Source organism: Pseudonocardia terrae (genome assembly GCF_021343995.1).
Classification (GTDB): Bacteria; Actinomycetota; Actinomycetes; order Mycobacteriales; family Pseudonocardiaceae; genus Pseudonocardia; species Pseudonocardia terrae.
In genome coordinates, this window is record NZ_JAJTTE010000072.1 from 18,658 (window position 1) to 30,895 (window position 12,238).

The 12,238-nt window shown below is 73.0% G+C and carries 11 protein-coding genes; all 11 read left to right on the top strand.

Annotated features, from left to right (window positions below; translation table 11 throughout):
* Positions 1–12: 12 nt before the first annotated feature.
* A complete protein-coding gene (gene argC, locus LWC33_RS31045; RefSeq protein ID WP_372476731.1) occupies positions 13–1,032 on the top strand; it encodes an N-acetyl-gamma-glutamyl-phosphate reductase in 1,020 nt (339 codons plus the stop codon).
* A complete protein-coding gene (gene argJ / locus LWC33_RS31050) occupies positions 1,029–2,192 on the top strand; it encodes a bifunctional glutamate N-acetyltransferase/amino-acid acetyltransferase ArgJ (protein ID WP_233308266.1) in 1,164 nt (387 codons plus the stop codon). The genes argC and argJ overlap by 4 nt, the downstream gene beginning before the upstream one ends.
* Entirely contained in the window at positions 2,176–3,075 is a 900-nt protein-coding gene (gene argB, locus LWC33_RS31055) for an acetylglutamate kinase (RefSeq protein WP_233308267.1), read from the top strand. The genes argJ and argB overlap by 17 nt, the downstream gene beginning before the upstream one ends.
* Positions 3,072–4,250, top strand: coding sequence for an acetylornithine transaminase (locus tag LWC33_RS31060; RefSeq protein WP_233308268.1), 1,179 nt, complete (start codon positions 3,072–3,074; stop codon positions 4,248–4,250). Before argB ends, LWC33_RS31060 begins: the two co-directional genes overlap by 4 nt.
* Positions 4,250–5,230, top strand: a complete 981-nt coding sequence (gene argF / locus LWC33_RS31065; protein WP_233308269.1) for an ornithine carbamoyltransferase — start codon at positions 4,250–4,252, stop codon at positions 5,228–5,230. Before LWC33_RS31060 ends, argF begins: the two co-directional genes overlap by 1 nt.
* A 37-nt stretch (positions 5,231–5,267) precedes the next feature.
* A complete protein-coding gene (locus tag LWC33_RS31070; RefSeq protein ID WP_233308270.1) occupies positions 5,268–5,750 on the top strand; it encodes an arginine repressor in 483 nt (160 codons plus the stop codon).
* A gap of 34 nt (positions 5,751–5,784) precedes the next feature.
* Positions 5,785–7,218 carry an argininosuccinate synthase gene (gene argG / locus LWC33_RS31075; RefSeq protein ID WP_233308271.1) on the top strand — a complete coding sequence of 478 codons (1,434 nt, stop codon included), beginning with the start codon at positions 5,785–5,787 and terminating at the stop codon, positions 7,216–7,218.
* Positions 7,218–8,633 carry an argininosuccinate lyase gene (gene argH, locus LWC33_RS31080; RefSeq protein WP_233308272.1) on the top strand — a complete coding sequence of 472 codons (1,416 nt, stop codon included), beginning with the start codon at positions 7,218–7,220 and terminating at the stop codon, positions 8,631–8,633. Before argG ends, argH begins: the two co-directional genes overlap by 1 nt.
* Positions 8,634–9,263 carry a DNA-3-methyladenine glycosylase gene (locus LWC33_RS31085; RefSeq protein WP_233308273.1) on the top strand — a complete coding sequence of 210 codons (630 nt, stop codon included), beginning with the start codon at positions 8,634–8,636 and terminating at the stop codon, positions 9,261–9,263.
* A gap of 52 nt (positions 9,264–9,315) precedes the next feature.
* Positions 9,316–10,341, top strand: coding sequence for an iron-siderophore ABC transporter substrate-binding protein (locus LWC33_RS31090; RefSeq protein ID WP_233308274.1), 1,026 nt, complete (start codon positions 9,316–9,318; stop codon positions 10,339–10,341).
* Between the two features lie 83 nt (positions 10,342–10,424).
* A complete protein-coding gene (tyrS, locus tag LWC33_RS31095; protein ID WP_233308275.1) occupies positions 10,425–11,696 on the top strand; it encodes a tyrosine--tRNA ligase in 1,272 nt (423 codons plus the stop codon).
* Positions 11,697–12,238 lie beyond the last annotated feature (542 nt).

The following is a 12,238-nucleotide window of genomic DNA, read 5'->3' on the forward strand; positions in this document are numbered from 1 at the left end:
ATAATCTTGCGCGTGGTACGGATCGCGGTGGCGGGAGCCAGTGGGTACGCCGGGGGCGAGCTGTTGCGGCTCCTCCTGCAGCACCCCGAGGTCGAGATCGGTGCGCTGACGGCGGGCGGCAACGCGGGTCGACGACTGGGTGAGTTCCAGTCGCACCTGCTGCCGTTGGCCGACCGCGTGCTCGAGGAGAGTACGGCGGAGGTGCTCGGCGGGCACGACGTCGTCTTCCTCGCGCTGCCGCACGGCAAGTCGGCGGAGATCGCGGCGCAGCTCGGCGGGCCGACGCTGGTGATCGACTGCGGTGCGGACCACCGCCTGCAGGACGCCGACGCGTGGGACCGCTGGTACGGCGGCGAGCACGCCGGGCACTGGCCGTACGGCCTGCCCGAGCTGCCAGGCGCGCGGGACGCGCTGCGCGGCACCACCCGGGTCGCCGTGCCCGGCTGCTTCCCGACGGTCTCCTCCCTCGCCCTCGCGCCGGCCCTCGCGGCCGGGATCGTGGGCCCGGAGGTCGTGATCACCGCGGTCACCGGGACGTCCGGCGCGGGCAGGTCGCTCAAGCCGCACCTGCTCGGTGCCGAGGTGATGGGCTCGCTCTCCGCCTACGGGGTGGGGGGCGTGCACCGGCACACGCCGGAGATCGCGCAGAACCTGTCGGGGGTCTCCGGTAAGCCGGTCTCCGTGAGCTTCACCCCTGTCCTCGCGCCCCTTCCGCGGGGCATCCTCGCCACCTGCACCGCGCCACTGACCGGCGACGGCGCCGACGTGCGCGAGGTCTACGACAAGGCCTACGCGGCCGAGCCCTTCGTGCACCTGCTGCCCGAGGGCCGGTGGCCCACCACCAAGGCCACGCTCGGGTCGAACACCGTCCACCTGCAGGTGGCGACCGACGCCGACGCGGGCCGGCTCGTCGTGGTCGCGGCGATCGACAACCTGGCCAAGGGCACCGCGGGCGGCGCGATCCAGTGCATGAACATCGCGCTGGGCCTGCCCGAGGTCACCGGCCTGTCGACCACGGGGGTGGCGCCGTGAGCGGCGGGGTCACCACACCGGCCGGGTTCCGGGCGTCCGGCGTCACCGCCGGGATCAAGGCCAGCGGCAGGCCCGACCTGGCGCTCGTCGTCAACGACGGCCCGGAGCAGACGGCTGCGGCCGTCTTCACCCGCAACAAGGTCAAGGCCGCCCCGGTCCTCTGGTCCCAGCAGGTCATGACCACCGGGACGCTGAAGGCCGTCGTGCTCAACTCCGGCGGGGCCAACGCCTGCACGGGTCCGGAGGGCTTCCGGACCGCGCACGCCACGGCGGAGAAGGCGGCCGAGGTGCTGCAGTGCGGCGCGATCGACGTCGCCGTCTGCTCCACCGGCCTGATCGGCGCCCAGCTGCCCCGGGACACGGTGCTGGCCGGCGTCGAGAAGGCCGCGGCGGCGCTGGACACGACGCTTGAGGCCGGGCTCGCCGCGGCGACCGCGATCATGACCACCGACACCGTGGCCAAGCAGGCCGTCGCCACCGGCGAGGGGTGGAGCGTCGGCGGGCTCACGAAGGGCGCCGGGATGATCGCGCCGTCGATGGCCACGATGCTCGCCGTGCTGACCACGGACGCGGTGGTCGACGACGCGACGCTGGACCGCGCACTGCGGGCCGCCGTCCGGGTCAGCTTCGACCGACTGGACGTCGACGGCTCGATGTCCACCAACGACACCGTGATCGTCCTGGCCTCCGGCGCCTCGGGTGTCACGCCCTCCGAGCAGGAGCTCACCGCGGCGATGAGCCAGGTCGCCAAGGACCTCGCCCGGCAGATGCAGGCCGACGCGGAGGGCGTCACCAAGCGGATCGCGGTGCGGGTCACCGGCGCCGCGAGCGAGGACGACGCCGTGGTGATCGCCCGGACCGTCGCGCGGGACTCGCTGGTGAAGACCGCCCTTTTCGGCTCGGACCCCAACTGGGGGCGGGTCGCCGCGGCGGCCGGGTACGCCGACGCCGACCTGGACCCCGAGAAGCTCGACGTCACGATCAACGGCGTCACCCTCTGCCGGGGCGGCGTGGCGGCCGAGGACCGCGCGCTGGCCGACCTGTCCGGCGAGGACGTCCTCGTCGAGGTGTCCCTCGGGCTCGGGTCCGGCGAGGCCGAGATCCTCACCACCGACCTGTCGCACGCCTACGTCGAGGAGAACAGTGCCTACTCCTCCTGAGATCCCGGGCCGGTTGAAGCGGGCCGGGGAGAAGGCCGGGGTCCTGGCCGAGGCCCTGCCCTGGCTGCAGCGCTTCCACGGGCAGGTCGTGGTGGTCAAGTACGGCGGCAACGCCATGGTCGACGAGGAGCTCAAGCAGGCGTTCGCGCAGGACATGGTGTTCCTGCGGCTCGCCGGCATCCACCCCGTCGTCGTGCACGGCGGCGGCCCGCAGATCAGCGCGATGCTCAAGCGGCTCGGACTGCCCGGCGAGTTCCGCGGCGGACTGCGCGTGACCACCCCCGAGACGATCGACGTCGTGCGGATGGTGCTCGTCGGGCAGGTGGGCCGTGAGCTCGTCGGGCTGATCAACCAGCACGGGCCGTACGCCGTCGGGCTCTCCGGCGAGGACGCGGGCCTGTTCACAGCGGAGAGGCGCACCGCGCTCGTGGGCGGCGAGGCCGTGGACATCGGCCTGGTCGGCGACGTCGTCGAGGTCAACCCGGCCGCGGTGCTCGACATCGTGAAGGCCGGCCGGATCCCCGTCGTCGCGGGCGTCGCCCCGGGCGTCGACGGGCAGGTCTACAACATCAACGCCGACAGCGCGGCCGCCGCGCTGGCGGCCGCCCTCGGCGCGGCGAAGATCGTGGTGCTCACGGACGTCGAGGGCCTGTACGCGGACTACCCCGACCCGGAGTCCATCATCTCCGCGCTGACCGCCGCCGAGCTGGAGCCGATGCTCCCGGAGCTGGAGAGCGGGATGGCGCCGAAGATGGAGGCCTGCCTGCGGGCGGTGCGTGGCGGGGTCCCGCAGGCACACGTGATCGACGGGCGGGTGCCGCACTCGGTGCTGCTCGAGGTGTTCACCAGCGAGGGAGTGGGAACGATGGTGGTGCCGGGATGACCAGCCACACCGAGCGCTGGCAGCACGCGCTCATGAACAACTACGGCACGCCGCCACTCACCCTGGTGCGCGGCGAGGGCGCGGTCGTGTGGGACGCCGAGGGCAACCGCTACCTCGACCTGCTCGGCGGGATCGCGGTGAACTCGCTCGGACACGCGCACCCCGCCGTCGTCGAGGCGGTGACCCGGCAGATCTCCACCCTGGGGCACACCTCGAACCTCTACATCACCGAGCCGCCGCTGCAGCTCGCCGAGAAGCTCCTGGGGCTGCTCGGGCAGGAGAGCGCGCGGGTGCTGTTCTGCAACTCTGGCGCCGAGGCCAACGAGGCGGCGTTCAAGATCGCCCGACGCACCGGGCGGCCGCAGATCGTGGCCTGCGAGAACGCCTTCCACGGCCGCACCATGGGCGCGCTCGCGCTCACCGGCCAACCGGCCAAGCGGCAGCCGTTCGAGCCGATGCCCCCTGGCGTCGTGCACATCCCGTTCGGCGACGTCGCGGCCCTCGACGCCGCCGTCACCGAGGAGACGGCGGCGGTGTTCCTCGAGCCGATCCTCGGCGAGGCCGGTGTGATCGTGCCGCCGGAGGGCTACCTCGCGGCGGCCCGCGAGATCACTGCCCGGAAGGGCGCCCTCCTGGTGCTCGACGAGGTCCAGACCGGGATCGGCCGCACGGGGGCCTGGTTCGCGCACCGGGCCACGGGCGTGGTGCCCGACGTCGTCACCCTGGCCAAGGGCCTGGGCGGCGGGCTGCCCATCGGAGCCTGCATCGGGATCGGCGCGGCCGCGTCCCTGCTCGAGCCCGGCCAGCACGGCACCACCTTCGGCGGCAACCCGGTGAGCTGCGCCGCGGCCCTGGCCGTGCTCAGCACGATCGACAACGACGGGCTGCTCGAGCACGTCGACCGGCTGGGCAAGGAGATCCGCGCCGGGATCGAGGCGCTCGGCCACCCGCTGGTCACGGACGTCTCCGGCGCCGGGCTGCACATCGGCATCGGGCTGAACCAGCCCGTGTCCGCCGCGGTGGCGGCCAAGGGGCGTGACCAGGGCTACCTGGTCAACAACGCGGTGCCCACCCGCGTGCGGCTCGCGCCGCCGCTGGTCCTCACCGAGGAGCAGGCGCAGGGCTTCCTGAACGATCTGCCCGGCATCCTCGACGCGTCCGGTGGGAGCGTGTGATGACCCACGTGGGGGGCCCGGCGCGCGACGCCGGGAAGAGAAGGCCCCGGCACTTCCTGCGGGACGACGACCTGTCGCCCGAGGAGCAGGCCGAGGTGCTGGCACTGGCCGCGGAGATGAAGGCGGACCGCTTCGCCCACCTGCCCCTGGTCGGCCCGCGGCCGGTGGCGGTGCTGTTCGACAAGTCGTCGACCCGGACCCGGGTGTCGTTCGAGGTGGGGATCACCCAGCTCGGCGGACAGCCCGTGATCCTCGACGCCGGCAGCAGCCAGCTCGGGCGGGGCGAGACGATCGAGGACACCTCCCGGGTGCTGTCCCGGTTCGTCGACTGCGTGGTCTGGCGGACCGCCGGCCAGGCCCGGCTCGAGGCGATGGCATCCGCGGCGCGGGTGCCGGTGGTCAACGCGCTCACGGACGAGTTCCACCCCTGCCAGGTCCTCGCCGACCTGCAGACGATCCGGGAGCGGTTCGGCCGCACGGCCGGGCTCACGCTGGCCTACCTCGGCGACGGCGCCAACAACATGGCCCACTCGCTGCTGCTGGGCGGCGCGCTCGCCGGCATGCACGTGCGGATCGGGGCGCCCGCGGGCTTCACCCCGGACCCGGACGTGCTGCGGGACGCGAAGGCGCACGGCGCGATGACCGGCGGGTCCGCCGAGGTGGTCGCCGACCCACGGGCCGCGGTCGAGGGGGCCGACGTGGTCGTCACCGACACCTGGGTCTCGATGGGCCAGGAGGCCGACGGGCTCGACCGGGCGGCGCCGTTCCGGCCGTTCCAGGTCAACGCGGAGCTGCTCGCCCACGCGAACGAGCGGGCGATCGTTCTGCACTGTCTGCCGGCCCACCGGGGCGACGAGATCACCGACGAGGTGCTCGACGGGCCGGCCAGCGCGGTCTGGGACGAGGCCGAGAACCGGCTGCACGCCCAGAAGGCGCTGTTGGCCTGGCTGCTGGACCCGGCGCGGTCGGGCCGGCCGTGAGACGGTCCGGGACGCCGGGCGTCGGGCGGGCGGCGTCGTGACGGCGGCGCGCTCCGGTGCGGCGACCCGGGTGGCCCGGCAGGCGCGGATCGTCGAGATCATCGCCCAGCAGGCGGTGCGCAGCCAGGCCGAGCTGCTCACCCTGCTCGACGCCGAGGGCATCGGCACCACCCAGGCCACGCTCTCCCGGGACCTGGACGAGCTGGGCGCGGTCAAGGTCCGGGGGGCGTACGTGATCCCCGACGACGGCAGCCCGGTCCGCGGCCTGGCCCACATCCCCGAGGGCGGCACAGCCCGGCTCGCCCGGTTGCTCGGGGAGGTGCTCGTGTCCGCGGACGCGAGTGGCAACCTGGCGGTGCTGCGCACCCCGCCCGGTGCGGCGCACTACCTTGCGAGTGCGCTCGACCGCGCCGCCCTGAACGACGTCGTCGGCACCATCGCGGGCGACGACACCGTCCTGGTGGTGGCCCGCGAGCCGCTCACCGGGACCGAGGTCGTCGCGCGCCTGCTGGAACTCTGACCCTGCGCGATTTCTGATCAAGGAGAACCATCCCGTGAGCAAGGTCCTGACCTCCCTTCCCAAGGGCGAGCGCATCGGCATCGCCTTCTCCGGAGGCCTCGACACCTCCGTGGCGGTCGCCTGGATGCGCGACAAGGGCGGGATCCCGTGCACCTACACCGCCGACCTGGGCCAGTACGACGAGGCGGACATCTCCGGCGTCCCCGACCGCGCGAAGCAGTACGGCGCCGAGATCGCCCGCGCGGTCGACATCAAGCCCCAGCTCGTGGACGAGGGGCTGGCGGCCCTGGCGTGCGGCGCCTTCCACATCCGGTCCGGGGGCCGGACGTACTTCAACACCACACCGCTGGGCCGCGCCGTCACGGGAACGCTGCTGGTGCGGGCGATGCAGGCCGACGGCGTGAACATCTGGGGCGACGGCTCGACCTTCAAGGGCAACGACATCGAGCGGTTCTACCGCTACGGCCTGATGGCCAACCCCGAGCTGCGCATCTACAAGCCGTGGCTCGACGCGGACTTCGTCGACGAGCTGGGCGGCCGGGACGAGATGAGCCGCTGGCTCACCGCCCACGGGCTGCCCTACCGGGACTCGGCCGAGAAGGCGTACTCCACCGACGCGAACATCTGGGGCGCCACGCACGAGGCCAAGACGCTCGAGCACCTCGACGTCTCGCTGGAGACCGTCGAGCCGATCATGGGCGTGAAGTTCTGGGACCCGTCGGTCGCGATCGAGTCCGAGGACGTCACGGTCACCTTCGAGGCGGGGCGTCCGGTGGCGCTCAACGGCCGTCGCTTCGCCACCGCGGTGGACCTCGTCCTGGAGGCCAACGCCATCGGCGGCCGGCACGGCCTGGGGATGTCCGACCAGATCGAGAACCGGATCATCGAGGCCAAGTCCCGGGGCATCTACGAGGCGCCCGGGATGGCGCTGCTCTTCGCCGCCTACGAGCGGCTGCTCAACGCGATCCACAACGAGGACACCCTCGCCAACTACTACAACGAGGGCCGCCGCCTCGGCCGGCTGCTCTACGAGGGCCGCTGGCTGGACCCGCAGTCGCTGATGCTGCGCGAGTCGATCCAGCGCTGGATCGCCTCCCTGGTCACCGGCACCGTGACGCTCCGCCTCCGTCGCGGGGACGACTACACGATCCTGAACACCGAGGGGACCGGCTTCTCCTACCACCCGGACCGGCTCTCGATGGAGCGCGTCGAGAACGCCGCGTTCGGCCCCACGGACCGGATCGGCCAGCTCACCATGCGCAACCTCGACATCGCCGACTCGCGCGCCAAGCTGGAGGCCTACGCCGACCAGCCGGCCGAGCAGGGGACGGTGCTCGTCGAGCACGGCACGCTCTTCGGCGCGCTGCCCTCGGGCGGGTTCGACCGGATCGCGGCGGACGAGCGGGCCGGTGAGCGCGAGTCGGAGAAGTCCCTCGACGCCGCCGCGCTGGAAGCGGGGACCGACTGATGTCCGCGTTGTGGGGTGGGCGGTTCAGCGGGGGTCCGGCCGACGCGCTGGCCGCGCTGAGCAAGTCGACGCAGTTCGACTGGCGGCTCGCGCCGTACGACATCCGGGGCTCGAAGGCACACGCCCGTGTGCTGCACCGCGCCGGTCTGCTCAGCGACGCCGAGCTCGACGGGATGCTGGAGGCGTTGGCGAAGCTCGCCGCGGACGTCGAGTCGGGCTCGTTCGCGCCCGCCCCGGCGGACGAGGACGTGCACACCGCACTGGAACGCGGGCTCATCGAGCGGGCCGGTCCGGAGCTGGGCGGCAAGCTCCGCGCGGGCCGGTCCCGCAACGACCAGGTCGCCACGCTGTTCCGGATGTGGCTGCGCGACGCGGCGCGCCGGATCGGGTCCGGCGTGCTCGACGTCGTCGACGCCCTGGTCACCCAGGCCACCGCCTACCCGAACGCGCCGATGCCGGGCCGCACGCACCTGCAGCACGCCCAGCCGGTGCTGCTCTCGCACCAGCTCGCCGCGCATGCCCAGGCCCTGGTCCGGGACGTCGACCGGCTGCGGGACTGGGACAAGCGGGCCGCGGTCTCGCCGTACGGGTCCGGGGCGCTCGCCGGCTCGTCCCTCGGGCTCGACCCGGAGGCCGTGGCCGCCGAGCTGGGCTTCGACTCGTCGGCGGAGAACTCGATCGACGGCACCGCCGCGCGCGATTTCGCGGCGGAGGCCGCGTTCGTGCTGGCCATGGTCGCGGTCGACCTGTCGCGACTGGCGGAGGAGGTCATCCTCTGGGCCACCGCGGAGTTCTCCTACGTCACGCTCGACGACGCGTTCTCCACCGGCAGCTCGATCATGCCGCAGAAGAAGAACCCGGACGTCGCGGAGCTGGCGCGCGGCAAGGCGGGCCGGCTGATCGGCAACCTGGCCGGGCTGATGGCCACGCTGAAGGGTCTGCCGCTCGCGTACAACCGGGACCTGCAGGAGGACAAGGAGCCGCTGTTCGACTCCGCCGAGCAGCTCGAGCTGCTGCTGCCGGCCGTGGCGGGCATGGTCGAGACGCTGGTCTTCCACACCGACCGGCTCGCGGAGCTCGCGCCCGCGGGCTTCACCCTCGCCACGGACGTGGCGGAGTGGCTCGTCCGGCAGGGCGTGCCGTTCCGGGTGGCGCACGAGGCCGCGGGCGGTTGCGTCCGGGCGGCGGAGACGCGCGGTGTCGGGCTCGAGGACCTCACCGACGGCGAGCTGGCCGGCGTGCATCCCGCCCTCACCCCCGCGGTGCGGGAGGTGCTCACCGTCGAGGGCTCCATCGCCTCGCGCGACGCGCGCGGCGGGACCGCGGCCGAGCGCGTCGAGGAACAGCTCGACGGCCTGCGCCTCGCCTCCGCCGACGCACGGTCCTGGGTGGGCGCCCTGGTGGTGAACGGCTGAGTGGCCGCCCCGACCCGGCCGTTGATCGTGCGCGAGGAGCTCGCCACCGACGTGCTCCCCGCGGCGGCCCGGCTCCTCGGCTGCACCGTCGAGGCGGACACGCCCGACGGCCTCGTGGCGGTGGAGCTCGTCGAGGTGGAGGCCTACCGCGGGGCGGACGACCCGGCGTCGCACAGCTACCGGGGCCGGACCCCGCGCAACGCCGTGATGTTCGGCCCCGCCGGGCACCTGTACGTCTACTTCGTCTACGGCATGCACTTCTGCGCCAACGTCACCTGCCTGCAGGAGGGCGAGGCCGGCGCGGTGCTCCTGCGCGCCGGGCGGGTGGTGTCGGACCCGGGGATCGCGCGGGTCCGGCGGCCGACCGCCCGGCGGGACGCGGACCTGGCGCGCGGACCCGCCCGACTCGCCTCGCTGCTGGGGCTGGGCCGCGAGCACAACGGCGTCGACGTCACCTCGCCGGACTCGCCCGTGCGGGTCGTGGCGGGGGAGCCGCTGCCGGCCGAGCGCATCCGCACCGGGCCGCGGGTGGGCGTCGCCGCCGCGCACGACACGCCGTGGCGGTTCTGGGTGGACGGGGCGCCGGAGGTGAGCCCGTACCGACCGGGCCGCGTCCGAACCGTGACCTGACGAGGGCACCCGGAAGTGGACACTCAGGGAAGGTGAACCTAACCTTCCTGCCGTGTTCGGTGATCGTCGGCCAGGCCGACTCCTCTCGCTCGTCGGCCTGCTGCTCGCCGGCGTCCTCGTCCTCGCCGGATGTGGCGGCTCCGGCGGGCAGCAGTCCGGGTCCGGCAGCACCGCGCCCTCCGGCGCGGCAGGCGCCTTCCCTGCGACCGTCACGCACAAGTTCGGCACCACGACCGTGCCGGCCGCCCCGCAGCGCGTCGTGTCGCTGGGCTACACCGACCAGGACGCGATCCTGGCGCTGGGCGTGGTGCCGGTCGCCATCCGGGAGTTCACCGGCAACAAGCCCTCCGCCACCTGGGACTGGGCGCAGGACGAGCTGCAGGGGCAGCAGCCGCAGGTCCTGCCCGTCGGCGACGTCGGCACGGAGGCGATCGCGGCCCTGCGGCCCGACCTCATCATCGGCATCTCCGCGGGCCTGACCCAGGAGCAGTACGACACCTACTCGAAGATCGCGCCGACGATCGCGCAGCCGGCCGGGTTCGTCGACTACGGGACGCCGTGGCAGGACGCCACCCGCCTCACCGGCCGGGCCCTGGGCACGCCGGCCGCGGCCGAGAAGCTGATCTCCGACCTGGAGGCGAGGTTCGCGCAGGCCAAGGAGCAGTACCCGGCGCTGCAGGGGAAGACCGTCGCAGCCGTGCGGCCGAGCTCGAACGACAGCGCGTCGTTCTTCGCGTGGAGCTCGCAGGACCTGCGCGGCCGGTTCTTCGAGTCGATCGGGATGAAGATCCCCGACGAGATCAACGATCTGGCGGGCAACGAGTTCTACGCCACGATCAGCACGGAGGAGCTGTCGACGCTCAACTCGGTCGACGCGCTGGCGCTGATCACCGCGAGCGACGCCGAGACCCGGCAGTTCGAGAGCCTGCCGGGGTACGCGCGGCTGAAGCCCGTGTCCGAGGGACATGCGTTCACCCCGGACACCGAGCAGTCCGCCGCGCTGTCCTTCTCCAGCGTGCTGAGCCTGCCGGCGCTGCTCGACACGCTGCCCGGGGACCTGAACGCGAAGCTCGGCTGACGCGACCCCGATCCGGTCCGACCTGCGGCCCGCCTCCCGGAACCCGGGGGACGGGCCGTCGGCCTATCGGGGAGGATTGGGGCGTGAGCATCCTCGACGAGCTGGAGTGGCGCGGCCTCATCGCGCAGACCACCGACCTCGACGCCCTGCGCAAGGACCTCGAGGGCCCCGAGCAGCTCACCCTGTATTGCGGGTTCGACCCGACCGCGGCCAGCCTGCACGCCGGCCACCTGATCCCGCTGCTGACCCTGCGCCGCTTCCAGGAGGCGGGAGCACGCCCGATCGTGCTGGCCGGCGGGGCGACCGGGCAGATCGGCGACCCTCGCGACGTCGGGGAGCGGTCGCTGCACAGCGTCGAGACCGTCACCGAGTGGGCCACCCGGATCCGCGGGCAGCTCGAGCGGTTCGTGACCTTCGACGACTCGCCCACCGGCGCGCTCGTCGCGAACAACCTGGACTGGACCGGCAACCAGAGCGTCCTGACGTTCCTGCGCGACATCGGCAAGCACTTCTCGGTCAACGTCATGTTGGGGCGGGAGACGGTGAAGCGCCGGCTGGCCGGGGACGGGCTCTCGTACACGGAGTTCAGCTACCTGCTCCTGCAGTCCCAGGACTACCTCGAGCTCTACCGCCGCTACGGGTGCCGGCTGCAGATCGGCGGCTCGGACCAGTGGGGCAACATCGTCGGCGGCGCGGACCTCATCCGGCGGATCGACGGCGGGACGGCGCACGCGCTGACCACACCACTCGTCACGGACTCCGAGGGCCGCAAGTTCGGCAAGTCGACGGGCGGGGGCAACATCTGGCTGGACCCGGAGCTGACCTCGCCGTACGCCTGGTACCAGTACTTCGTCAACGTCTCCGACGCCGACGTCGGCACGTACCTCCGGCTGTTCACCTTCCTGCCGCGGGAGGAGATCGAGGAGCTGGAGAAGGAGACGGCCGAGCGCCCGCACCTGCGGCTGGGTCAACGCCGGCTGGCGGAGGAGCTCACCACCCTGGTGCACGGGCCGGACGCCACGGCGCAGGTGATCGCGGCATCGTCGGCGTTGTTCGGGCGGGGGGAGCTCGGCGAGCTCGAGGCGGCGACGCTGACCGCCGCGATGGCCGAGGTGCCGGTCACGGACACGTCGCTCGACGCGGGCTCCACGATCGTCGACCTCCTGGTGGGCACCGGCCTGGTCGAGAGCAAGGGGGCCGCGCGCCGCGCCGTGAAGGAGGGCGGGGCCTACGTGAACAACGGCAAGGTCGACGACGAGGAGTGGACCCCGTCCGCGGACGACCTGCTCGCCGGTGGCTGGTTGGTGCTCCGCCGGGGCAAGCGCAACCTCGCCGGGGTCCGCGTGGCGGGCTGACGACCCACGAGGTCGCCGAAATCACAGACGCGGGATTCGGGCCCGGTACGCACCCACGAGGGGCGTGCCGGGCCCGTTCGCATCCGGCCCTCCACGGCCGGTCCTCGTCCGCCCCCGCGTCGGCGCGGTCGAGAGCCCCGCGGGTGGGAACCGCCCGCAACCGGGCCGTGACCTGCGGAGATGCCAAAAGTGCCCCCCGGCTTTCGAGGCCCCGGAGCGGGTGTGTAACTTTCTCTCTCGTCGCCACGGCGGTCAGCACGACAGACCGGGACGGAATCTCCGGCCCAGAGTCGGACTGCAGGCGGGCGACGACAATCGGTTCGGTCGAGCCCCCCGCGGGCGGAGCGGACCGGCGCGGGACTTCGGTGCTTGACCCGGCCGAGGGACATGCGTAAGATAGGGGAGTTGCCTCCGAGCGGATCGCTCTGGTAGGGTGACAATCCGAGAAGGAAGCCCCCGATCGAGATCGCCGACGCGATCGAGTGAGGGTGTGCGGGTGTCTTTTGAGAACTCAACAGTGTGTCGAGCTTGAATGTCGGGAC